Source organism: Pseudoalteromonas sp. MMG024, from assembly GCF_021654175.1.
Lineage (GTDB): Bacteria > Pseudomonadota > Gammaproteobacteria > Enterobacterales > Alteromonadaceae > Pseudoalteromonas.
Map to the genome: position 1 here is coordinate 17091 of NZ_JAKFZO010000019.1, position 25632 is coordinate 42722.

Annotated in this window: 20 protein-coding genes; 18 read left to right on the plus strand and 2 right to left on the minus strand. The window is 41.9% G+C overall.

The annotated features are described in order from the left end of the window. From L1068_RS16675 to tldD, 18 genes are all read left to right on the plus strand, one after another. A complete protein-coding gene (locus tag L1068_RS16675) occupies positions 1-1227 on the plus strand; it encodes a type II secretion system F family protein (protein WP_237131156.1) in 1227 nt (408 codons plus the stop codon). A 95-nt stretch (positions 1228-1322) separates the two neighbouring features. Next, positions 1323-1706, plus strand: a complete 384-nt coding sequence (locus L1068_RS16680) for a hypothetical protein (protein WP_054978946.1) — start codon at positions 1323-1325, stop codon at positions 1704-1706. Between the two features lie 46 nt (positions 1707-1752). Next, the gene (locus L1068_RS16685; protein WP_237131157.1) at positions 1753-2373 is read left to right on the plus strand and encodes a prepilin-type N-terminal cleavage/methylation domain-containing protein; all 621 of its coding nucleotides are present in this window, start codon (positions 1753-1755) and stop codon (positions 2371-2373) included. A 26-nt stretch (positions 2374-2399) separates the two neighbouring features. Then, entirely contained in the window at positions 2400-2939 is a 540-nt protein-coding gene (locus L1068_RS22090) for a prepilin-type N-terminal cleavage/methylation domain-containing protein (protein ID WP_054978944.1), read from the plus strand. 18 nt (positions 2940-2957) lie between these two features. Then, the gene (locus L1068_RS16695) at positions 2958-3425 is read left to right on the plus strand and encodes a type II secretion system protein (protein ID WP_237131158.1); all 468 of its coding nucleotides are present in this window, start codon (positions 2958-2960) and stop codon (positions 3423-3425) included. Beyond that, positions 3412-3978: a prepilin-type N-terminal cleavage/methylation domain-containing protein gene (locus tag L1068_RS16700; RefSeq protein WP_237131159.1), complete on the plus strand. Its 567-nt coding sequence runs from the start codon at positions 3412-3414 to the stop codon at positions 3976-3978. The genes L1068_RS16695 and L1068_RS16700 overlap by 14 nt, the downstream gene beginning before the upstream one ends. Next, on the plus strand, positions 3978-4802 hold the full coding sequence (locus tag L1068_RS16705; RefSeq protein ID WP_237131160.1) for a prepilin-type N-terminal cleavage/methylation domain-containing protein: 825 nt from the start codon (positions 3978-3980) through the stop codon (positions 4800-4802). Before L1068_RS16700 ends, L1068_RS16705 begins: the two co-directional genes overlap by 1 nt. 8 nt (positions 4803-4810) lie before the next feature. Continuing rightward, on the plus strand, positions 4811-5248 hold the full coding sequence (locus L1068_RS16710) for an agglutinin biogenesis protein MshP (protein WP_237131161.1): 438 nt from the start codon (positions 4811-4813) through the stop codon (positions 5246-5248). Continuing rightward, positions 5223-9269 (plus strand): DUF6701 domain-containing protein, encoded by a 4047-nt coding sequence (locus tag L1068_RS16715; protein ID WP_237131162.1) that lies wholly within the window; start codon positions 5223-5225, stop codon positions 9267-9269. Before L1068_RS16710 ends, L1068_RS16715 begins: the two co-directional genes overlap by 26 nt. 363 nt (positions 9270-9632) lie before the next feature. Next, positions 9633-11624 (plus strand): formylglycine-generating enzyme family protein, encoded by a 1992-nt coding sequence (locus tag L1068_RS16720; protein ID WP_237131163.1) that lies wholly within the window; start codon positions 9633-9635, stop codon positions 11622-11624. An 85-nt stretch (positions 11625-11709) separates the two neighbouring features. Next, a complete protein-coding gene (locus L1068_RS16725) occupies positions 11710-12753 on the plus strand; it encodes a rod shape-determining protein (protein WP_237131164.1) in 1044 nt (347 codons plus the stop codon). Between the two features lie 40 nt (positions 12754-12793). Then, positions 12794-13627 carry a rod shape-determining protein MreC gene (mreC, locus tag L1068_RS16730; RefSeq protein ID WP_237131165.1) on the plus strand — a complete coding sequence of 278 codons (834 nt, stop codon included), beginning with the start codon at positions 12794-12796 and terminating at the stop codon, positions 13625-13627. Next, complete coding sequence (mreD, locus tag L1068_RS16735) at positions 13620-14096, plus strand: rod shape-determining protein MreD (RefSeq protein ID WP_054978936.1); 477 nt, start codon at positions 13620-13622, stop codon at positions 14094-14096. The genes mreC and mreD overlap by 8 nt, the downstream gene beginning before the upstream one ends. Further along, complete coding sequence (locus L1068_RS16740; RefSeq protein ID WP_343221965.1) at positions 14096-14671, plus strand: Maf family protein; 576 nt, start codon at positions 14096-14098, stop codon at positions 14669-14671. The genes mreD and L1068_RS16740 overlap by 1 nt, the downstream gene beginning before the upstream one ends. After that, a complete protein-coding gene (gene rng / locus L1068_RS16745; RefSeq protein ID WP_010561187.1) occupies positions 14668-16140 on the plus strand; it encodes a ribonuclease G in 1473 nt (490 codons plus the stop codon). Before L1068_RS16740 ends, rng begins: the two co-directional genes overlap by 4 nt. After that, positions 16140-20066, plus strand: coding sequence for a YhdP family protein (locus L1068_RS16750; RefSeq protein WP_237131167.1), 3927 nt, complete (start codon positions 16140-16142; stop codon positions 20064-20066). Before rng ends, L1068_RS16750 begins: the two co-directional genes overlap by 1 nt. Then, positions 20063-20887, plus strand: coding sequence for a carbon-nitrogen hydrolase family protein (locus L1068_RS16755; protein WP_237131168.1), 825 nt, complete (start codon positions 20063-20065; stop codon positions 20885-20887). Before L1068_RS16750 ends, L1068_RS16755 begins: the two co-directional genes overlap by 4 nt. Further along, complete coding sequence (gene tldD, locus L1068_RS16760) at positions 20877-22328, plus strand: metalloprotease TldD (protein WP_237131169.1); 1452 nt, start codon at positions 20877-20879, stop codon at positions 22326-22328. The genes L1068_RS16755 and tldD overlap by 11 nt, the downstream gene beginning before the upstream one ends. 60 nt (positions 22329-22388) lie before the next feature. Here the strand turns inward: tldD and L1068_RS16765 are convergent, their stop codons facing one another. Together L1068_RS16765 and yjgA are read right to left on the minus strand one after the other, a co-directional pair. Then, positions 22389-24929: an Ig-like domain-containing protein gene (locus L1068_RS16765; RefSeq protein ID WP_237131170.1), complete on the minus strand. Its 2541-nt coding sequence runs from the start codon at positions 24927-24929 to the stop codon at positions 22389-22391. Positions 24930-24959: 30 nt separating this feature from the next. Next, positions 24960-25490: a ribosome biogenesis factor YjgA gene (gene yjgA / locus L1068_RS16770; RefSeq protein WP_010561182.1), complete on the minus strand. Its 531-nt coding sequence runs from the start codon at positions 25488-25490 to the stop codon at positions 24960-24962. Positions 25491-25632 lie beyond the last annotated feature (142 nt).

Genomic DNA, 25632 nt, shown 5'->3' on the forward strand with positions numbered 1-25632 from the left:
ATGCCGTTTTTTGCCTATCAAGCAAAAGATAAACAGGGCAACCCGGTTAACGGTGAGCTTGAGGCGCATGATGACAATGCGGCTGCAGATGTACTATTGAGGCGTGGGTTAATACCGCTGTCTATTAAACCTAGCACTGGTGAAAAAGAGGGCGAAAACTCGCCGATAATGGCGTTTTTTCAGCCAAAAGTGACCCTTGATGAGTTGATTGTTTTTTCACGCCAAATGTACTCGTTAATGAAAGCGGGTATTCCGATTATTCGGGCAATTGTTGGGCTTGCTGAAACCACTACACACCCCGTTTTTCGCGATGCTTTGCTTGATGTCGCAAAGCAACTAGAGCAAGGTCGAAATTTATCCGCGGCATTTGCCAGTCACAAAAAGATATTTAACCGTTTAATGGTATCGATTGTGGTAGTGGGTGAAAGCACGGGTAAGTTAGAAGATGCGTTTTTGCAACTTGCGACGTATTTTGAACAAGAGCACGAAACTCGTAAACGTATTAAAGCAGCTATGCGTTATCCAATGTTTGTGGTTATTGCGTTGGCAATTGCGATGTTTATTCTCAATATTTTCGTTATTCCAACCTTTGCTGAGATGTTTGCAAAATTTAATGCCGAGCTGCCATTAATGACGCGAATTTTGATTGGCACATCCAACTTTTTTGTAACGTATTGGCATGTGCTTTTACTTGGTATTTTAGGTGTTTTTATCGGCGTTAGAAGTTATCTAAAAACACCTGTTGGCAGGCTGAAATGGGACAGGGTAAAGCTTAGAATTCCCATTGTGGGCGGTATTATTGAACGCTCATTATTGGCTCGCTATAGTCGTTCGTTCGCTATGATTCTGCGCGCAGGCGTACCCATGACGACAGGCCTTTCATTAGTTGCAGAAGCGATTGACAATGCCTTTATGGAAGAGAAAGTAATTGATATGCGGCGCAGTATTGAAAAAGGTGAAAGCTTATTGCGCGCATCAAAAAACAGCGAGCTGTTTACTCAATTGGTATTACAAATGGTCGCCGTAGGCGAAGAAACTGGACGAGTCGAAGAACTATTGCAAGAAGCGGCAGAGTTTTACGAGCGTGAAGTAGATTTTGATTTAAAGAGTTTAACCGCCAAAATTGAGCCAATTTTAATTTCGATTGTGGCTGGTATGGTGCTTGTATTAGCCTTGGGTATCTTTACGCCAATGTGGGATATGATGTCGGCAATTAAAGGACGATAAATGTGGCAGATAGGCAAGAATCTAGCACAGGATTATATCGCTTTATCATCATACTGATTGTTTTTTGTCTGCTGTACTGGGTCTTGGCAGGAAAAATGCTAGGCTTATATGATGAAGTTGAACAAGTAGTTGCAAAAAAATCAAAAGATGAGTTTGTAACTAGCATCAACCATATTAGGCATCAATGGATGCGAGATAAGCAAAGTGAAGTTGAAATGTCGTTGGTCGCACAGTCATCGCTAAGTAGCGAAGGAGTGTTAAAAGCACGTGTTAACCGTAATGGATTTGTAACCCACGTAGTTACCTCATCCAAAGCGCAATGTGATGGCTTGTTCGAAAACTTACAGTCAATTGCGCTATCGGATGTTAACAGTGTAGAAATATTAGATCACGGTCAAATAATTGGCTGTAAATACTATAAAAATTCAGTTTTACTATTTAAGTACATGTTCTTAAATGGCATAGTGAGCAATAGTTAGAGCATAAATGTAAACTTTGGTTACAATTAAGTCGTCGAGGCGTCAAATGAAGAAAAATCTAGCAAAGAACACAGGTTTTACATTAATCGAAATGATTATTGTAGTGATAATTTTAGGCTTACTGGCCGTGACGGCATTGCCGCGCTTTATTGATATTCAAGAAGAAGCAGAGCGCTCGACGGTTGAAGGCGTTGCAGGTGGTTTAGCAGCTGCAGTTGGCCTAGTACGCGGTCAATGGGAAGTGTTAGGTCGCCCTGACAATAATACCGCTATCAACTTTATTGATTATGATACAACGCGTGTTGGTATTGACCCGGATATTGGCTACCCAACATCAGGTGTGGACGCTGCGGGTAATGAAATAGCTGGTTCGACAGAGTCAACAGCATTAACAGCGCTGAAATGCCAAGGCGTGTTTAATTCAGTGTTGCAAAGTGCGCCATCTAACACTGTTGTGGCAACAGTCGCGGAGCTTGAACAAAATACTTATTTTGTAAGACACGATGCAGATGGTGCAGCCAATGGTAATGGTGGCGTTTGTCTCTATTATTTAGTAAGCGCGCTTGACATCAACTCTCCTCCAGCGGCAAACAGCCCTGCAGATACAAATTTACGTGGTATTGAATACACTCCAGCAACTGGCGTAGTGCGAGTTTTTGGTAACTAATTTTAGGCTTTAAAGAGGTAAGTAATATGAAAAAGCAAACAGGTTTTACATTAGTCGAATTAATTATCGTTATTGTAATTTTAGGTATTTTAGCAGTAACAGCAGCCCCTAAGTTTTTAGATTTACAAGGCGATGCTAATGCATCGACTATTCAGGGTGTTGCAGGTGCAGCAGATAGCGCAAGCTCAATCGTTTACGGTAAATCTGTGATTGCAGGCTTACAGAAGCAAGCTACAGGTACTATCACGGCTGACACAGGTGAATCGATTGGCTTGGTATATGGTTATCCAGACGTTGACCTAACAGGTAGTGCGGCGTCGGGCATTGTAGTTGCAATGGACGTGAATGTTGCCGATTTAAACAATGGTGGAACTGCAAATTCTGCTGATTTTAATTTTAATGTGGTTAGTGGTGCAGGTGTTTTTTATGCTAATGGTTCAACAGAGCCAACAGCTGTGACTGATGCTGGTTGTTTTGTTTGGTATGCACCAGCTACACGTACTGGTACTACACCTAATTTTGTTTATAATGCCGCAACTACAACGGTTCAAACAAACGATTGTTAATCGACTTTGTGATTTTTGATGAAACAACAAGGTTTTAGTCTTGTCGAGCTAATAATAACCTTGGTAATTTTAGGCACCTTGGCGGTAACCGTGGTGCCTAAATTTTTTACAAACGAAAGTTTTGATAGCTTTGAGTTCCGCGACAGAACCCTTACTATATTGCGCACTATGCAACTTCGCGCAATGCAAAATACTAATAATACCTTATCCCACAAAGTGTGTTTTAGTAGTGCTCAAATCGCACCTGCAATGACTAATAATTGCGCCAATTTAGCGCTCGATTTTGCCTATCTTGTTGTCAATATTCCAACTAATAGCACAGCAACACGTATCCAAACCCTTGATTCAAATAATGCCAGTTTTAATGAGGTCGAGTTTGATGATTTTGGTAGACCAAATTTAAATTGCGCCGCAAATTGCAAAATCGATTTTGGTGAGGCGGATATTTGCATTTCTGCACAAGGTGGCATTTATGCATGTGAATAGGCTTAAGGGCTTTACCTTAGTTGAAGTGATTTTTGGTATAGTGCTAATGGCGATTGTGCTTACCATAGTAACAGGTCTGTTAGCACCGCAGGCAAAGCAAAGCGCCGATCCCGTGATTCAAGTTAAAGCCAATGAACTAGGCCAAGCGATGATGAACGAGATTTTAGGGCGCTCATTTGACGAGCAATCACGACGCAGTCCTCCTTATACTCAATGTGGTATAGCATCAAGTTCATGTACTTTGCCAAGTGATTTGGGTTGTGATGACCCCGAAGAAAAAGATATTAACGGAAAATGTATTCGTAACAAACTTAACGATGTAGATGACTTTATTGGCAATTACCAAGCTGCAGATTTACAAAATAGCTTAGGTCAACCAGTTACAAACCTTTATCCTGGCTTTAGCCTGTCAGTTAACGTTGTTTACGATGATGATGCCAATGGTATAGCAGATACATCTGGTGATTATAATACCTTAAAACTAATCACGGTAACTGTGACAGCGCCAACAGGCGAAGTATATGGTTTTTCTGCCTACAAAGGTAATTACTAATGAACCGCGCTAAACGAACAGGTTTTAGTTTGGTCGAACTGATAATTGTGATTGTTATTATCGGTATTGTAAGCATTAGCACGATGCAGTTTATAAAGTTTGGTGCACAAATTTATGCAACGGGTACAGAGCGTGATGAAGTGGTAGCACAAGCGCGTTTTGCCTTACTGCGGTTAAGTAAAGAGTTACGCCAAGCAACGCCTAATTCGATTCGAGTTCAAGCTGGTAATGTTTCAGGTCAAGCGTTTCAGTGTTTAGAGTTTACGCCGTTTAAAGCTAGCAGTATTTATGTCAATAACCCACCGCTTGATACCTCAAGTGCAGGTGATTTAATTGTTGTGGCGTTTAATAATGAAGATAAAGCGTTTGAAAATGATCGTGTCACCTTATATCCACAAAGCCCTGCCGATATTTATGATTTGAGTAATAATCGCGTTCGCTTGTTATCGGCAGACCCGGTTGAAGAAGAGGCAAATAAAACACAGCGTTGGTCATTTGATAATGGTTTTGCAGTTGCCTCACCAACGCAGCGATTGTTTGTATTGAATAACAGCCCAATTAGCTTTTGTGTTGAAGGTGATAGTTTGTATTATTATCAAGGTTATGATTTTGAAGTGAATCAGCCAACACCTTCGCTTTTGCATGTGCTTGATGGAGTGAAGGGGCAGTTATTAGCAAAATACATTTCTGATCACTTAGTTTTTGAGTTTAATGACGCAAGCTTAACGCGAAATGCTATTGTTAATATAAGGCTGGCGATGGGATTTAATAGTTCTGAATCCTTGGTATTTAACCATGAAGTGCATATTCCAAACGTGCCCTAGAGAAATGTATGACGTTAAGGTTTAAACAGCAAGGCAGTTTATTAATTACATCGTTATTTGTTGCTATTGTATTGTTGGCACTTGGATTAGCGCTTACTCGTGTGATTGAAGGGGGCGCGCAATCAAATGCAGTAGAGTACTATGGCTCTAAAGCGTTTTTGTCAGCGCAAAGTGGTGTTGAATGGAAACTCACACAGTTGTTTCCCCTGAATGCGCCAAGCGGCGTATGTAATGCTGATCTGCCGCCAAACCATTTTAATGCAACTAAGTATATGGAAAATTGCCAATTTGTAGAGCTGTCATGCAGCTCGGTAAATAATGTGGCGGATGCAAATTCTCCAACCTCTACGGTGACTGTGTATCGGATAACCAGTACGGTAAGTTGTGATTCTGGCCAGTGGACAACGCAGAGAAGTATCAATGTTGAAGCAAAAACACTTAACTAGCTTTTTCTATCTATTGCTGTTGCTTCCTAATTTAGTTTGGGCAAATTTGCCTGCTTGTGAAGATGTATTTCCTTCAGGAATTGCGACGTTTAATAACGGCAGTGCAATTATTTCAAATAATGCAGAAATTAGCGGCCAGGCTAATAGTGTAATTGTTACGACCAATCTGGTAGATAGCAACCCTGATGCGTGCGGTTCAAAGTGTATCGCTTCGGGCACGAATGCTGAAACCATTCAAGAGCCAAGTTTATCAAATCCTAAAACTAGTATTCCAAATAATGGCAAACTTTCAGGCGATTATTTATTCACTGGTTCTTTATCACTTAACCGTCCAAACTTACGTGTTACCGGGCCAACACGCATAGTTGTAAGAGGATCTTTATCTATTTTTAGTGATATTGATGTGCCGCGCCCGGACGATTTAATTATTTACGTAGCTGGCAGTGTTTCAACTGCCAATAATGTTGAGTTTGGCGGATTTGTTTATTCACAAAGCCAGATAGATCTTGCATTTGGTGCTGAATTCGAAGGTGCGCTTACATCAGGCGCGTCGGTTAGTGTAGGCAACAGTGCCGAAGTAAGCTACGTAGCACCAAGTATATTAAATAATTTTACGGGTATTTGTGGTGCGACGACGATTGACCCAAATGCGTCGCCTATCGCGGAATTTCGTTTTGATGAATTTTCATGGTTAAGCGGTGTAAATAACCAAGTCATAGAATCAATTAACAGTGAACATGGTACGCCTTTTAATATTCAACCCGCGGAAGGAAAAATTTGTAATGCCGCATTTTTTGATGACGGTATTAGCAATGCACGAATTGATATTGATGAGGATTTACTCAGTGGCAGAGAGTTTACGATTTCGGCGTGGGTTAAAAGTAGTTTTTCAGGTAGCCAAGTATTAGTTTCTGGTGCGCGTAACAATAATAATGCTAATGAATTAATTTGGTGGCATCCAAGCAGTACATTATTTGAGCCTTGGATTAAACAAGATCGCGCCTCTCGCATCGGCATTCCAAACTTTTCAGATAATGTTTGGCGACACTTTGTTTGGCGTCGCGATGGTTCAACGTCGTGCTTCTTTGTTAATGGGCAGCAACAAGTCTGTGTATCAAATCACGATAGTGGTTCATTAAACATTAACTACTTAATGTTAGGGCAAGAACAAGATAATTTAGGTGGCGGTTTTGATGCTAATCAGCGCTTTCGCGGCTTAGTTGATGAACTACTGATTTTTGATAAAGCGATTGGCGATACACAAATTCAAACCATCTATCAAAATCAAAACCTAGGCTTAGGCTGGGATGGAGCCGCGCGCGAACAATATTGCGATGCCAATGGTTGGTGGCAACTGGATCGTGATTTTTTAGATGCTAATTTAAATGAGCCTCATGACTTAACCCCTTCGGGAAGTCCTTCGTTTTCAATTCACTCACCAGGGCCTGCCAACACTATAGGCAGTCAAAGTACGTGTGATTATGCAGAGTTTGATGGAACCAACTATGCGTCAGTTGATGACAGTGGTGATTTTAACTATCAAGAACTAACAGTAAGTACCTGGGTTTATCCCACCGAAAATCGCGGTGGCCTGCGAAGTTTAGTATCTAAAGATGAGCATTTTGAATTCCATTTAGATTCAAATAATCGATTATTTTGGTGGTGGCAAAACGCCGCTCGACAAACGCGTTCATTTACCAGCTCGCGCACTATACCGCTTAATCAATGGACTCATGTTGCAGTTGTTTACAGATCTGGTTCGCAAATTATGTACATTAATGGAATTGCCGATGCCTCACGTAGTTACAGCGATGGGTTAGCTGATTCACCGTGTAAGTTTTTTATTGGTGTTGATGTAGGCACGAATACTTCAACACAGTGTGGCGGCATTCGCAGCGATCGTTATTTTAAAGGTAAGCTTGATGAAGTAAGAATTTATTCACGTGCGTTACAACAGTCTGAAATTTTAAGTGATATGAATACGGTACGTACGTGTGACAATGCGCCGAGTGTTGACCATTATCGCCTTACGCTAAGTGATAATACAGGGTTAACATGCGAAGCTGAAACCATGACAATTGAGGCATGTGCTGACGATACTTGCAGTAGTTATTATCCAAACCCAGCTACTGTATCGCTTTCCACCTCAGGTGGTGGCGCGTTAAGTTGGTCGCCAAGTAACCCATTTACGGTAAATGGTCGAGCAAATATCAGCTTAAATAACACCCAAGCAAGTACCATTAATTACGCGCTAAACACTAACATAACGAATCCGAGCTCAGGGTTTAGATGTTTTGTCGGTGCAAATGAAGTGTCGCTTGCTAATTGTTATACCCAATTCGTGGATACGGGATTTAAAATCAGTGCCATTAGCGATCAAATATCAGGTGTGCCGTATAGCGCTGAATTAATGGCGGTAAGAAAAAACGATAATACAGGCGCGTGTGAAAACATTTTTAGTGGCCCACAAACAGTCAACTTTACCAATAATTTTGTACAACCAAGTAACCCATCATCGATGGCGTTTACTGTCAATAATACGCCAGTAACAAACAACACACCTGTAACCGTTAATTTTGATCCAACTAATAACTATAAAGCGAATTTGGCGTTAAATTATCTTGATGCCGGTAGAATTAGTTTGTCGGCATTTGCATCAGCACCTAATGGAGCGAGTTTAACCGACACCAGTAATAATTATGTGGTGCGTCCTGAAAGGTTTAACATCATTGTAGCCAGCGATCCGAACGCGTTTGATGCGGAAGATTCTGTATTTAAAATGGCGTCGGAAGATTTCAATATTCAAGTCGAGGCTCACAATGCCAATGGTGCGATAACGCGTAATTTTCGAAGTGCTGATATCACAGGAACAGTCGCGTTAACGCATAACTTACAGGCGCCGCAAGCAGGTATTGACGGTGTGTTATCGCCTAATGCTGTGCCGGATAATGGTTTTGTATCGGGTGTTGCGACGATCACTGATGCAAAATTTAATGAAGTGGGGATTATTGAGCTGCTCGCTAACCTTTCAAGCAGTAATTACTTAAACCATAGTGATGGTGGATCTATCTCTGGCAGTAAGGCCAATGTAGGGCGCTTTATCCCCGCGCAATTTGAAATGACAGAGCAATCACTGACAAGTGCTTGCAATAGTTTTACCTATTACAGCCAGCCGTTTGATGAATTGAGTTACACCATTACAGCGCAAGATGTATTAGGTAACCGCTTACACAATTACACTTATAATGCAACTAGTACGCTTAATTTTGCCAAAGCGAGCATTGAAAACTTAATTGAAAATGATGATGCTGCAAATTATAAATCGGCAACACAACTTGCGCCGCGTTACAGTTTGAGTGCCGATGACGGTGTCGACTGGCAGCAAGGTTTGTATGTGGTGAATGTAAACAACGCCACGTTAGAGCGTGATAGTGCGCCGTCAATTCCAATGACGCAAGTGATTCCATTAGTGCGTTTAACTGATTCAGATGGCAAAGTACTCAACGATTTAAATCAAAATGCTAATCAACTTGCTGGTACAGCTGATAGTCGCGCTATTAACACTAAAGTAATTGGCGGTGTTGAAATTATTTCGCCCACGGAAATGCGCTATGGCCGGTTAACACTCAGCAATAACTATGGCAGTGAATATGAAGCGCTACAAATCCCAATGAAAGTTGAATATTGGGATGGCACCAACTTTGTGGTTAATATGTCAGACTCTTGTAGCGCATACAACTTTGCTAATTTAGTGATTGAAGATAACCAACCGCTTAAAGATAATTTGAGTGATAGTTTTGCCGCAGGTATCTACAAATCGGGTCGAGAGTTATTTTTGACTGCGCCAACGCCAACAGAGCAGCGTACTTTTAATGTTGATTACGTAAGCCCAGAAAAGTGGTTACAGTTTGATTGGAATAACGATGGAAACTATAACGATGCAAATGATAATCCTAATGCCGTGCTGCAGTTTGGTCGTTTTAGAGGAAATGACCGCGTAATTTACTGGCGAGAAAACTAATATCTTTTGAGCTTTGCAACGTTATTTTTGTTCCAAGTGAATGAAATGCTGGAGTGAAATATACTTTTAGGTCCTTTGGACTCTGATTAAAGCAGCTTCTTTCTTGCGCACAAAACAACTTACTTTAGATAACTAAATTTCATTACTTTCGCCTTATTTAAAGTAGTTTTATTGCTCGGCTGAATTATTAAACAAACAACAACAGCCTTTAGTTTTGCTATTTAATTGAAAATTTGCCATTTAAGGTAAGACAAAGCTTGTGTTTTGCATGACAAAAAAATAGCATAAAGCATTAGGGCAAGTGCCCTTACGATAAAAACGAAAACAAGAAAACCAAAAATCGGCCGTTTTGGGAATAATTATATGCGACTAGCACCTTTGTCATTGGTGATCTCGCTTAGCCTATTTACTTGGCAAGCGCATGGACAAGACACTAATACAGTATCAAGCATTCAAGCTGAAATAGATATTAAGCAGTCTGAATTCAAAGAGTTATCTGGTGTTTTAGATAAACATCTAAAACAAGAAAAACAATTGCAAGAGCAACTGGAATTACTTCGTTCACGTTCTATTTCGCTAGAGAAAGAACGCAACCAATCATTAGACGCGATGAATGATTTGTATCGCCGTTTAATTGAAGACCCAACATTGGATATTAGTGCGGCGCAAACGCGCTACCAAAAAGCGATTGCGGATCTAAAGCAAAATAAAGATGATATAGACCTACAGCTTGTAGCGATTTCATCTCATCGCAAAGATATTGAAGCAATCCGCGTTTCAAAACATACCTTAGTTAACACCCTCGAAAGCTTAAAGCAGCAAAAAAATACCGCACGTGTTGAGCGTTTACGTAATGAGTTTACCCGTGAAGGCACTGTTGAAGTGAATCACACAGTAAACTGTAAGCGCACTGAAACGCTAGCGGCGTGTGAGCAACGTGGTCAATCACAAGGTTTACAAAAAGCCACAAAACGCTTTATGGACCAAATTTTTGCCAATATTACCGAGCAGAGAGTGGTTGAACCAAAGCGCAATATGTCAGGTGCGCAGGTTCAAGTATTAAGCAGTCATGTGGTTAACAGCTCATTTAGCGGGCAAGGTAATTATAATACCAACCTAAGCGTAACCATGCGCGGCGAAGTAAACGCCAGCCGTTTATGTAATTTGCTTAATCTAGATAACAGCTTCTGTTCTGATTATGGTTCAGCAATTCCTAATGTTTATCAGCCAGTTATAAGTGCAAGCTACGATGAACCAGTAGTGCGTTTTAAAGATAATAAAAGCGCGCCCTCATCAGCAAGCATGGTAACTAACCGTGATACGGTAGAGGTAAATACGCCAAAAAAAGAGCGATTGTTCCAGCTCACATTGCGCTCTAACGTGCGCGATGATGAAGTGTTTATTAATGGTGTAAGCTACGGCTCAACTCGTTTAGATGTGTCATTGCCATCAGGTAGCTATGACATTGAAATTCGCAAACAAGGTTATCAAACCTATACGCGAAATATTAATTTAAAACGCTCGCAAACATTACGCGCAAACTTAAGAAAAGAGACGATTACTCAGTCTAACTATAATCAAACGCGAACTCGCCAAACAACGACTACACCAAGCCTTTCAACTCGCAGCACGATTGAAAATTCAGCTGGCATGATTGTGATCCCAGCAGGCGAGTTTGAAATGGGTGATTTAACCGGTAACGGTTTAGCAAACGAGCAACCTATTGTTAAAAAGATTCTGAGTGATTCGTACGCGATGAACGAGAAAGAAGTAACAGTAGGCGAATACAACGAATTTGTTGCCGATACTGCTTACAAGACAGAAGCAGAAAGTGGCCAAGGCTGTGCTTACTATTTAAATGGTGAGCCAGTGTGGGAAGCGTCGCTTAATTGGCAAAACCCAGGCTACGAGCAAAAAGATAATTTTCCAGTTGTGTGCTTAACTTACTCAGATGCCAAAGCGTATGCTGATTGGTTAAGTGAAAAAACAGGCAACGAATATCGCCTGCCAACTGAGGTGGAGTGGGAATATGCGGCACGTGCCGGCACTAAAACCGATTACCCTTGGGGTAATGATATTGGCAATAACTTAGCTAATTGTGGTTGGTGTGGTAGTGAGTGGTCAAATCAGAGCCCAGCACCTGTAGGGTCGTTCAGCGCTAACCGTTTTGGCGTTTATGACACCGTTGGTAATGTGTGGGAGTGGACCCAAAAAACGGCTGGTCGTTCTGATGTTGCGATTCGTGGCGGTGCATGGAATTTTGCACCTACCTTAGCGCGTGCGTCGACACGCCTAATTTTAGCAACGGATTTTCGTGCTAATTACATCGGTTTTCGTCTAGTGCGCGAGCGCTAGACACTTTATATTTATTATTTGAGCGTTTAGTTATTCGATTAAAAATAAAACTGAGCCTCATACGTTACAAGGATACCCCAGTTCCATGTTTAAAAAATTACGTGGTCTTTTTTCTAACGATTTATCAATCGATCTCGGAACTGCCAATACACTTATCTATGTGAAAGATCAGGGCATTGTTTTAAATGAACCATCGGTTGTGGCAATTCGCCACGACAAACCAGGTGGCCCTAAAAGTGTTGCATCAGTAGGTCAAGAAGCAAAACAAATGCTTGGCCGTACACCTGGTAATATCAAAGCAATTCGCCCAATGAAAGACGGCGTTATTGCCGACTTTTATGTAACCGAAAAAATGTTACAGCACTTTATTAAACAAGTGCACAACAATAATTTCTTACGTCCAAGTCCACGTGTTTTAGTGTGTGTACCGTGTGGTGCAACACAAGTTGAAAAACGTGCGATTCGTGAATCAGCAATGGGTGCAGGTGCGCGTGAAGTTTACCTAATTGAAGAACCTATGGCCGCTGCGATAGGTGCTGGTTTACCGGTATCTGAAGCAACAGGTTCAATGGTTGTTGATATTGGTGGTGGTACAACTGAAGTCGCTATTATCTCTTTAAACGGTATTGTTTACTCATCATCAGTTCGCATTGGTGGTGATAAGTTCGATGAAGCAATTATTAACTATGTACGTCGTAATTTCGGCAGTTTAATTGGTGAAGCAACCGCTGAGCGCATTAAACATGAAATTGGCTCTGCATTTAATGGCGAAGAAGTAAAAGAAATTGAAGTACGTGGTCGCAATCTTGCTGAAGGTGTGCCGCGCTCATTCACGCTAAATTCAGGTGAAATTCTAGAAGCATTACAAGAACCGTTACAAGGTATTGTAAGTGCGGTAATGGTTGCGTTAGAGCAATCACCACCTGAACTGGCTTCCGATATTTCAGCACACGGTATGGTATTAACCGGTGGTGGTGCATTGCTAAAAGATCTTGACCGTTTATTAATGGAAGAGACGGGCATTCCAGTTGTTGTTGCGGAAGATCCATTAACCTGCGTAGCGCGTGGCGGTGGTAAAGCACTTGAAATGATTGATATGCATGGTGGTGATGTATTTAGCTACGATTAAGTAGCTAAATACACTTGTTTTACTGCTCTTTGAGGGCGCAATGAATTTAATTTTTGGTAGAAATACCTCGTTGCAATTACGTTTGGTAATTGCCATCGTATTGAGTGTGATGCTGATTATCGGCGATCGCTACACGGATGGCGGTTCCAAAGTTAGGGCTAGCTTAAACACCATAGTTAGCCCTTTGTTTTACCTTGCAAACCTCCCTTATGAAATGTTCCGCGAAGGCAGTAAAAACCTTTCTTCTCACCAGCGTTTAATGGTTGAGAACGATGCCCTGCGCGAAGCGCAATTGGTGCAAAATCAAAAATTGCAGCAATATGAGTTCTTACAGCTCGAAAACCAAAAGCTAAGAGCCTTGCTCGGTTCTTCAAATAAGCTTGAAGAACGTAAGCTGGTTGCTCAGGTTTTATCAGTTCATTCCAACCCATACAGCCATCAGGTGTTAATTAATCGCGGTTTACTTGATGATGTAAAAGAAAGCCTTGCAGTGATTGATGACAAAGGCATTGTTGGTCAAGTCACTCAGGTTGGCAGCACAACGAGTCGAGTGTTATTAATCACTGATACACAACATGCTACGCCTGTGCGTGTATTGCGCAATAATGTGCGTACTGTGGTGGAAGGTATTGGTAAAATTGATCAGCTTAAATTATCTCATGTGCCACATAGCATGGATATTCGTATTGGCGATGTGCTAGTGAGTTCGGGGTTGGGTGGCGTGTTTCCTGAAGGCTATCCGGTCGCCACTGTAACCAGTATTAATCGTAACGAGGGTAGGCCTTTTTCTGAAGTCTATGCCAGTCCAATTGCCGAGCTTGACCGCATTCGTTTGCTGATTTTGCTTTGGCGTAATGAGGTGGCCAATGACTAGGCATTTAGGGTTTATTTTACTTTCGGTATTTGTTTCTTTAGTAGTTGCATTAATGCCATTGCCAATTGCGTTTGAAATGTATCGTCCTGATTTAGTGTTGTTGGTAATTATGTATTGGTCTATCGCCTTACCCCATAGGGTAAACATAGGCTTTGCGTGGATGGCTGGCCTGATTATTGATTTAGCGCTTGGATCTCCGCTAGGTGTGCGATCACTTACTTACTCAATTGTGATTTATATTACGGCAAGTAATTACCAGAAAATTCGTAATTTTAGTGTTTGGCAGCAAGCGATGTTAGTGGCGTTATTTTTGGCGCTTTATTATCTTTTGGTATTTTGGCTGAATCACTTTTTACTCGATATTTATTTTTTACCGCAATATTTATGGCCGGTTTTAACGGGTGCATTGGCGTGGCCGTGGTTGTTTTTACTGCTAAGAAAATATCGACGTCACTTTAGGATACGCTAATTTTGACTAAAATTTATTTAGCGTCTGCTTCTCCCAGACGCAAACAACTGCTTGCTCAACTGCATGTTGAGTTTGAGCAGTTCGCAACAGATATTGATGAAACACAACAAACAGGCGAATCAGCTGAACAGTTTGTTTGTCGCCTTGCAGAAGAAAAAGCGTTAGCGGGTGTAAAATTAGCTGCTCACAATTGCCCTGTACTGGGTTCAGATACTGTGGTGGTATTAAACGACACGGTGTTAGGAAAGCCTGCGGATTTGGCAGATGCAATTGCTACCCTTTCGTCATTGTCAGGTCAAACCCATCAAGTGATGACCGCCATTGCATTTGCCAATCAGCAAGGGGTAATGTCGCAGTTAGTTGTGACTGACGTTACATTTAAAAAGTTGTCACAACAAGAAATTAACGATTATTGCGCAACAAACGAGCCATTTGATAAAGCAGGAAGCTACGGTATTCAAGGTGGGGCAGGTAGATTTGTTACTAAGCTTAATGGCAGTTACTTTGCCGTTATGGGGTTGCCACTGTATGAAACCGAGCAATTATTGGCGCAATTTTTAAAGGAATTTGCATGAGCTCAGAGTTATTAATTAACGTCACCCCTAGTGAAAGTCGCGTCGCATTAATTGAAAACGGCGTGCTGCAAGAAGTGCAGTTAGAGCGTGAAGGTAATCTTGGTATTGTTGGCAATATTTACCTTGGTAAAGTGAGCCGCGTGTTGCCAGGTATGCAAGCAGCGTTTGTTGATATAGGCCTTGAAAAAGCCGCATTTTTACACGCATCTGATATTGTAAATAGCACCTCAATTGCCGAAGGCGTGGATGATCAGCCGATCAAAAAAGTTCAGGATATTCGAGAACTAGTGAGGCAGGGGCAGTTTATTATGGTGCAAGTGGTTAAAGATCCACTTGGCACTAAAGGTGCGCGTTTAACAACGGATATCACTATTCCATCGCGTTATTTAGTATTTATGCCAGATGCCACCCATGTTGGTGTATCGCAGCGTATTGAAAGTGAAGAAGAGCGCGAGCGCTTAAAAAAGATCGTTGCACCATTTCATGATCAGGAAGGTGGCTTTATTGTGCGCACTGCAGCTGAAGGCGCAACCGAAGCTGAATTAGAGCACGATGCTAAATTCTTAAAAAAACTATGGCACAAAATAGCAAAAAAACGCAAAAAAACGCGTAAAGAGTCGATTCTACACGAAGACTTAACTCTTGCTTTTCGCACACTGCGTGATTATGTGGGTGAAGATATGGAGCGTATTCGTGTTGATTCAAAGCTCACTTATCAGCAGCTCACTGCGTTTACCGAAGAGTTTGTACCAGAGCTTGCTAAAGCATTGGAATATTACCCGGGTGAACGTCCAATTTTTGATTTGTTCAGTGTAGAACATGAAATTCAACGAGCTCTTGAACGTAAAGTTGAGCTTAAATCGGGTGGTTACTTAATATTTGACCAAACCGAAGCAATGACAACGGTGGATGTTAACACCGGTGCGTTTGTTGGCCATCGCAACCTTGAAGAAACCATCTTTAATACCAATATTGAAGCCACTCAAGCGATTGCTCGTCAGTTACGTTTGCGTAATTTAGGCGGCATTATCATTATCGACTTTATTGATATGGCCAGTGCCGAGCATAAACGTCGTGTGCTTCATTGCTTAGAAGTTGCTATGGCGCCAGATCGTGCCAAAACCAATATCAACGGTTTTTCAGCGCTAGGCTTAGTAGAAATGACACGTAAGCGTACGCGAGAGAGTCTAGAGCATATTCTGTGTGGCGAGTGCCCAGTGTGTAAAGGGCGAGGCGCGCTTAAAACAGTTGAAACTGTTTGCTACGAAATTTTACGTGAAATTGTGCGTGTTAATCGGGCTTACGATGCGACTAAATTTGTTGTTTACGCTTCGCCAGCTGTGAGCGAAGCACTGATTAATGATGAGTATCACAACTTAGCTGAACTTGAACTTTTTATTAAGAAACAAGTCAGTATTCAAACGGAAAGCTTGTATAATCAAGAGCAGTTTGATGTGGTGATGATGTAGTGCAAAAAGTAAGGCACACCTGTTTTTGGTGTTTACGTAAAGTTTGGCAAATATTCGCGATCAGCCTTGTGTTGGTCGCTGTGCTTGTGTCGTTGCTAAAATACAGCTTGCCTTATGCCAATGATTACAAAGGTGAAATTGAAGCACTGATTACCGAACAAGTTGGCACTAGTATCGCTATTGGTTCTATTTCTGCTGGTTGGGAGCACACAGGCCCCGCATTGGTACTTAATCAGGTATCGTTCGGCAAAAACCAGTCACTAGCTCTTGGACTCTATGTTGAACAATCGCGTTTGCATGTTAATGTGTGGCAATCTGTGCTGCAGCGCAGGTTAGTATCAAACTATTTTGTGTTGTCAGGGCTTAACGCCAAAGTTGATTTAACCCAGCCTTTCCCAAGCAGTGATGAAAGCACCGACGGTGCTAACTTAATTGATGTACTCGAAACCTTATTTTTAGCGCAAAGTGGTCACTTTGCTGTAGAAGATAGCCAATTTTTAGTTAACACCAAGCGCAATGAAAAGCGCGTTATTGCGATTGAGCGTGTCACTTGGCAAAACCGTAACAATCAGCATCAAGGCGTAGGTTACATCACCTTGCCGGGTATTTCTGATAATCGATTAGAGATTATTCTCGATTTATACGGTGAACATTTCTCTGAATCTTTTGGTTCTTTATTTGTTGAAAGTAAGCAGCTAAATGCGAGCAGTTGGTTGCGCGATGTGCTTTCGGATGATGTTACCCAAGTTAAAAGCGATATTAACTTTAAAGCATGGGCGCGATTTAAAGAGTTTAAAGTTGAAAACATTCAACTAGATTGGCAACCAAGCGAGATTAGCTGGCAACAAGAAAACGAAAGAGAGTCGTTACAAATCAATGCAGGCACGCTAAGAGTGCGACCGCACAACGATGGTTGGCGATTTGAAACGTCTGAACTTGATATTGGTGCTAATCAAAATCAATGGCCAAGCTTTGGTGGTAAAATTGACTACAACAATGGTCGTATTACGACGCAATGGCGTGACTTTCCACTGGCATTATTAAGTGATGTAGCCCCTTTGCTCCCATTTGAGCAAACTAAAATTGTTGAGCAGTTATTACTAAAAGGCTCAGTCTCAGATCTTTATGTGCAGTATCATAATCCAGAAGATTATTTCTTTACTACCTCAGTGCGCGATTTGTCATGGCAGCACTATAACGGCATTCCTGGGGTGCAAAATTTATCACTCACGCTGGTAGGCGATCAGTCAGCAGCTAAGTTGTCAGTTCAAGGTAATGAAGACTACATCATGACAGGCGAGCTGTTTACGCGTGCTATTCCGTACAAGCAATTAACCATTAACCTTGATTTTCTAAAACAAGCGCAAGGCTGGAGACTCGAAAGTGACACCATTTGGTTAGATAATGACGAGCTGACCTTCGCCGCAGAGTTTTCCCTTAATTTATTTGAGCAAAGCGAACTTAGTTTATATGCAGAGATGCAGGGTCCAGAAGTACTTAAAGCGCGTCATTATTTTCCACGAGGTTATATGCCACAGGGCACAATTGATTACCTCAATCGTTCACTGCGAGGCGGTAAAATAGATGTGGCAAAGGTATTGTGGCAAGGCAAGCTAAGCGACTTCCCATATCAAGAGCACAACGGCCGCTTTTTAGTTGACGCTAAAGTGACCGATGCAACATTTAACTTTAATCAATCGTGGCCAGATATTACTAATCTTGAAGCTGACTTAATTTTTTCAAATGAACGCATGGACATTGTGTCGCAGCAGGGAGTACTTGCTGGATTACAGTTAGGTAATGGCGTTGTTGTTAGTATTGACGACTTATCACATGCAAGTACGCTAAATGTTGATATTGAAACACAGCAAAAAGCACAAGAATTACAGCCTTTCTTTGTAGCCACACCACTAAAAGACTCTATTGGTGTGGTACTTGAAACCGTGCAAGGGCAGGGTGTTGTGCTTGGTAAAACACGCATTCAAGTACCGTTAAGTAAAGGCGAAGTGAGCGTTAGCGGTTCTATTGACCTTAAAAACACCCCGATTTTTATAGCAAAGCCGGGTATTCCTTTTGATAAGGTTACCGGTACTTTAACCTTTAACAATAGCGATATTCAGCTCAGCAATGCGACGGCTAGCTGGCTTGATATGCCGTTTAAGTTTAATTTGCAAGGCAAGCAGCAAGGCGAAAACTACGACCTGTCAGTGACTGGCGATGCCAGCTGGCAAGTGAGTGACATTGTTAAGCATACGCAAGGCATTATGAGTGGTTACATGAGTGGTGCTGTGCCGTTTGATATCGCGTTTAATATGCAGCTAAAGCCACAAGGGTTTAATTATACTGCCAGTGCATCGTCAGATTTAATAGGCTTAAGTACTGCATTACCAGCGCCATATAGTAAAAAACGTGATCAAGTATGGCCCTTTACCTTAAATGTAAGAGGCGATGAAATCTCGAACTTGATCACCGCAAATATTAATCAGCAACTCTATTTTAATAGTATTGTTGATAATCGCTTGGGCAAGGTAAGTAATGCACACTTGATCGTCGGTGAAAATGATCTTGGTATTAATGCCAGTGGCTTTGATGTGACGGTAGCCCTTGCAAAAGCCGATATTGTGGAGTGGATCCCGTTTATTGATCACTTGGTTGCTACACCAACTGAGTCGACTTCGGATAGTCAAGTATTTCCTAAGTTAAAAGAGGTAAATGCCAATATCGATTATGCGACACTATCGGAAATTGAGTTTAATGATCTTGAGATAAACCTCAGCGCATTAGCGCAGTCTACCCAGCTGAAAATTAATGGTAAAGAAGTACGCGCAGAAGTGAGTATTCCACGTATTCTTGCGCAGCGACCTGTGTTTATTGAAGCGGATTATTTACGGCTTAACTTTAAACCTGAAGAAACAGAGGCACAGCCTAGTGTTGGTTTAAAGCCAATTGATGACTTCGGTAGCCCACAAGACAATGAATGGTTAACCCATTTACCGGCGATTCGATTTAACTGTGCCGATTGTAAAGTGGATAGCTATCAGCTAGATAAGCTATCGCTCGATTTAGATCCGGCTGATAACGGTTTGCTGATCAGTAAGTTGACTGTCGATAAAGGCAAGCACTTATTTATTGGTGAAGGCAGCTGGCAAAAACAAAAAACTAACTTAAGTGGCAAGCTAGTAAGTAAGGATATCGGTGAGCTAACCGACGAATTCGACCTCACCAGCTCAATTAAAGAATCTAACGCCGAAATCGATATTGATTTGTACTGGTATGGTACGCCTTATCAGTTTAATACGCAGTCGCTTTCTGGCGATTTAAAATGGCGTTTAGGTGATGGCTATATTACCGATATTAGTGATGGCGGAGCACGTGTATTTTCATTGTTAAGCTTAGATTCGTTAGTACGGAAGCTTAAACTGGATTTTCGAGATGTATTTGCCAAAGGATTTTTCTACAACAGCATGCAAGGCAGTATGCAGGTTGATAAGGGCGTGGCGTACACCAAAGATACTGAGCTAAATGGTGTGCCTGCAGATTTAACCATCAAGGGTTATGCAGACCTCAATACGCAAAAAATTGATTATACAATGTGGGTTGCGCCAGAGGTGACTTCAAGCATTCCAGTAATTGTTGCTTGGATGGTAAATCCTGTAACAGGTTTAGCTGCACTCGCGATAGATAAAGTGCTGCATTCAGCGCGCGTTATTTCTGAAATTGAATACACCATTACCGGCACCTTTGAGCAACCAGTTGTTACAGAAAAAGGCAAGAAGAGCCGTGAAATTGAAATTCCACAATCGACTTTGCCTGGTACACCCAAACAAGATGTGTTGCCAGCTGAAAAGAAAATAGTGCCACTAAGTGATGCAACTATGCCAAATGAGCAACCTACAGGCGACAAAACAGAAGGTCAAAACCAATGATTGTTGTTTTGCAATGGACGGTAAGCGCTAAACCACGTAGCAACTTGGATTACTTGCGTCAGCAGTTAATCGCCTTGCGCGACGAGCATGCAAATGATCCTTTGCTGGTTTGTTTGCCAGAAGGGTTCGCTTGTTTTGATGCCAAAGCCCATGACTTAATGGCGTTTGCCAATAATAGTGCGCCATTTATTGATGAAGTATGTCAGTTGGCAAAACAGTTTAACGTTTGGATAAGTGCCGGCACTATCCCTATCGCCGAAGGGACAAAATATTACGCAGCCTCTTTAATGATTAACCAGTTAGGTGAAGTGGTTGCACGCTATAACAAAATTCATTTATTCGATGTGGATGTTGACGATGCAAAGCAAAATTATCGTGAATCCAATACCACTATCGCTGGCAAAGACTTAGTCGTAGTTGACACACCGTTTGGTAAAATCGGCTTAACGGTTTGTTATGATATGCGTTTTCCGGGCTTGTTTGGCGCACTTAGAGCTTTAGGGGCAGAGATTATTTTAGTGCCATCGGCCTTTACCGTACCTACTGGCAAAGCACATTGGTTGCCGTTGCTACAAGCGCGAGCGATTGAAAATCAAGTATACCTAGTTGCTGCTGCTACCACAGGCACACATGACAATGGCAGACAAACGTATGGCCATAGCGTGATTATTTCACCTTGGGGTGAGATAGAGGCGATGTTAGGTGATGAAGCTAACAATATCGTATACTTACCCAATATGGATAAATTGACAGACGTAAGGCAAAAAATGCCGCTGATGTCACATAACCAATTTAATTATGAGTTTAAACATGAGCAATAACGTAGAACAGCATTTACTAGCGCAAAGCGGCCTTTCACGCCAAGATTTGCTCGATAGTTTGTCTTTAATTCAAGAACACCAAATTGATTATGCTGATGTGTATTTTCAATCAAGTCATCATGAGTCTTGGGTACTCGAAGACGGTATTGTAAAAGATGGTAGCTACAACATTGAGCGTGGCGTTGGTGTTAGAGCTGTATCTGGTGAAAAGACCGGCTTCTCGTATTCTGATGCAATTAATAAAAATGCCATTACTCAGGCGGCTTTGGCAGCACGAAGTGTTGCTGACAAAAATAGCGCGGCACAAAGCACTAGCAAAATTCAGGTAGTAGAGCGTGATAAGCATATTATTCAGCCGATTATGCCAATTAGCAGCTTAACGGATGGCGAAAAAATTGATTTGTTAAAACAAATTGACGCGTACATCCGCAAAATAGCGCCAAATGCATCGCAAGTTGTGTGTTCAATGGCAGCGGTTTATGAAGAGGTGCTTATTGCCGCGAGTGACGGCACATTTGCAACAGATGTGCGCCCGCTTATTCGTTTAAACGCATCGGTACTACTTGAGCAAGATGGTAAGCGTGAGCGTGGCAGTGCTGGTGGCGGTGCGCGTTTAGATTATGGTTATTTTTATGAAATGGTTGATGGCAAACCACGTTGGATGACTTATGCCGACGAAGCAGTGCGTTTAGCAAATGTTAACCTTGCCGCAATTGAAGCGCCTGCGGGCACTATGCCTGTGGTACTCGGTGGTGGCTGGCCTGGTGTGCTGCTACACGAAGCTGTAGGTCATGGCTTAGAGGGCGATTTTAACCGTAAAGGGTCTTCGGCCTTCAGTGGTAAAGTAGGCCAGCAAGTGGCTTCTAGCTTATGTACTGTGGTTGATGACGGTACGCTGGACAACCGTCGTGGCTCATTAAACGTTGACGATGAAGGTGTTGCTGCGGGTTACAACGTGCTGATTGAAAACGGTGTGCTGAAAGGGTATATGCAAGATAAGCTTAATGCGCGTTTAATGGGCGTAGCGCCTACAGGTAACGGTCGCCGCGAATCATATGCTCATTTACCTATGCCGCGTATGACGAATACGTACATGCTAGCGGGTGAAAGTACGCAACAAGAAATTTTAGAAAGTGTTGAAAACGGTATTTTCGCGACGAACTTTGCAGGTGGTCAAGTTGATATTACATCAGGCAAGTTTGTGTTCTCGGCATCAGAAGCGTATTTAATTAAAGATGGCAAAGTAACGCAACCAATCAAAGGGGCTACCCTTATTGGTAACGGCCCAGACGTAATGCACAAAATTTCAATGGTAGGTAATGACTTATCACTTGATAATGGCGTGGGCGTGTGTGGCAAAGATGGTCAAAGTGTGCCAGTTGGCGTCGGTCAGCCAAGCCTTAAAATTGATGAACTTACAGTTGGCGGTACCGCAGCCTAAATGAGCTGTATTAGCGCTTACCAAAACAAAAAACGCTGCAATTGCAGCGTTTTTTTCGATTTATTGTAAGTCGACCGTAATAAACTGTGATGTAACCACGCCACCTGAACTTGTTATTTCAATCGTTAAGTTCGCGGTAGTTGCATCATCACCTTCAGCGAGCGTATTTTTTAGCGTAAAACCTATCGTATCGCCGCCAAATACATTCTTAGTCTTTGCACTTGAGATAGTAATATTAGTATTTAAGTCAGTTTGACTGATTGGGCTTGCTGTTCCATTGGTATTACCTACCGTAAAACTTGTTTGACCAACTAGTTCACCAAGATCAGTACTCACACTCACTGTACTGCCTTGGGGCAAGGTTTGTAATGCAGTGTCAGCAAAGCTTAGCGAATAAGATTGGCTACCACCGCGTGCAATGGGTGTTCTAAAGATACTTACGTTATCACGGTTACTCGCGACTATAGTTTCGTTAAATTCACCCGGTGTGGTTTCCACTGTTTCATACAATGACCAATAGCTACTGCCACTTGCCATAATCAGCACCAATGACTTACGCACATTAATTAAGCTTTTTGTTGAGCACAAATCGCTAGAACATTGTGGGCCGTTAAACATACCATCAGCATTGGCAAAGGTTTTATTGTTATCAAAGTCGATAAAGGTTTCGCCTTGGTCGTATTGGTCGTTTTCGTTGTCATCGCGCCATGCTTCCGACATATCGATAAAACCTGACGGTAAATATTCAGCACGCCCAAACCCGCTTGATACTTTTTCGTTTTCTACGGCACTACCATCTTGATTATCAAATAGGTTATTACCATTGGTATCGAAAAAGGTTTCATGGCCAATGGCGGTAGCCAGAATGGTGGATCTGTGGTTAAACACGCGAGGGTTGCTACTTTGCCAAGTAACTGAACATGAACCATTGGTAGTTTGACAGCTTGGCTCTATTTGACCGCCTTCAGTGGTAAAATTAACTGTAGTGCCATCGGGAACTGGGTTATTAAAACTGTCTGCTAGCCATGCGGTAATCTCACTTGTTACGCCATTTGTATTGTGACTTTCAGGGTTAAGAATTTCTGCAGATAAAGAAATACTGTTTTGGTCGGCAAGACCGGTATTCACCGAGAGCAAATCAGATTGACTGATAATCTCGACGCTTTCGCCTGCATCGTTAGTCGTTGTGGCACTTGCTGTAACGCGAACAGGTGTTGGCACAGTCCCCGAGATTACTTTGGTACTCACTTCACCTTGTGAGTTAGTTATTGCGGAAGTAGGAGATATTTCTAGACCGCCAACATCGGTACTTGCACTAAAATTAACTAACTGTTGAGCCAGTAAATTACCCTGTTTGCCTTTAACGCGGAAAGTGATGGTTGAGATTTCTTGTTTGCCTACGCCGCCAGTACCTTTAATCACGATTGACGTCGGATCTGCTGATACAAACTCAATGGCACCGAGAGCTTCGCCAGAGAGGTTTACATCTTGCGTTAAAATAATGTTTTCGCCGTTTACGGTAACGCTTGCAATGATTTGATCTTGATTACCATTGGCCCCAGCGCAGTTAATATCTCTGTACGTTGAATTAGCTTCACCGTTTATTGTGAGAACTTGCTGGTCAATGCTAGCTGTGCCATTAATTACACAGCTGGAGCTAAAATTAACAGCCGTTGGCGTAGTGATTACTTGCTGGTTCTCGTCTACTAATACTAGTGATAGGCCGAGAGTACCGCCAGCCGCTAAATCTACCGAGCCATCGCTTTGGCGCGCAACGCTAAGTTTCAATTGGTTAGCAACAAAATTGCCATTGCTATCAAAGTAACCCGCTTGTATAACCGGTGTATCAATATCATCGGCACTTAATACTTGATAGTTTATTTGTGAGCTTACGCTATTAGTTTCATCAATTTGGTACGTTGCTACGGCTGTGGCCGCGCCGATAGGACTGTCGGAAGCGAGCGTTAGCTGTACACTGGCATTACCATTTGCGTCGGTTAACCAAGATGCAGCATTAAGCTCACCAATCTCAGCAGAAAAACTAATCGGTACTTGGCTTATTGGGTTGCTTCGATTGTCGAGCAAGTTGGCTTTTAACGTAATAACTTCGCCAAGCTTTGCATTGTTTACCGCTAAATCGCCAACTAAGCTGGTGAGTGTCACAACAGGCAATAGCGTTGTTTGACTAGTGTCGCGTAAAAACTCAAAGCTTGTGCTAGCGCTCGCATCTTGCGATGTTGCCGTGATCTCCGCTGCGCCAATATCAGAAGGGGTACTGCTGAGTAATACTTGTGCAATGCCATCAACATTAGTTAATTTACTACTTGGCGACAATGTGCCTAGCGCTGTTTCAAAACTAACACTGGTATTGCTTATGGCTTCGCTATTTTTACTTAGAAAAGCCTGTACACAAAATGTTGAACCAGCAACGAGAGAGGGTGTGGCAAGTGCTTGGCAGTTTTCATCAAGTACCGAAAGCGTCAATAGCGTTGGCGCATTTGGGTCTGGCGGTGTCACTTCATCGTTTTTACCCGATGAGCCATTACACGCTGCAAGCGCAGATGCAGTGAGTAAAATACCAAGTTGCCTTATTGTTCTCATGCTTATCCTTAACCGTTGCTGTTTGTTTTATTAGTGCGTGATTACTTGTTTTAAACACTGAAAAATTTCACGATAAGCTTTAGCTGGCTTATTTGCTTCTTTTTCTTTTTTTGCTTGGCGTGTTAATTGACGTAATCGCTGTCTATCAAGTTCGGGATATTCTGATACTAACTCATTGATCTTATTGTCGCCAACTTCAATTAACTCATCGCGAATATGTTCAAGTTTATGAAACAACACATTACCTTGAGCATGCTTGTTTTTCAAAATATCTACCGCTTTAGTGATTTCTTCAATATTTGCCGCCAAGCGTAAACATTTTGCAATGTAGTTTAAATGTCTGCGGTAAGCTTCCGTTTTTTCTTTAAGGCGATCTGCAAGCTCCATCGCTTCAATCAATTCATCGTTTAATGGAATTGTTTTACGTTGCTTTTTGCTTAGTCCAGCAATATCGGCACCAAGTCCATGTAACTCTTTGGCATCACGCTTAAGTTCTGCACGTGATACGTAAATAATTTCTTCCTCTGGCGTATCGAAATCAACTTTGTTCTTTTTGGCCATGGTTTCTCCACAAATTAGTAATGTCACGCATTGTTAGTCTGTTTTGAGTAAATCTACCCAAGTCTAATTGCGTAATTTCTTTATATTATACGTGAAAAATCTGTTTCGATGCTCTGCCTTATGACGGTATTTTTGATATGCT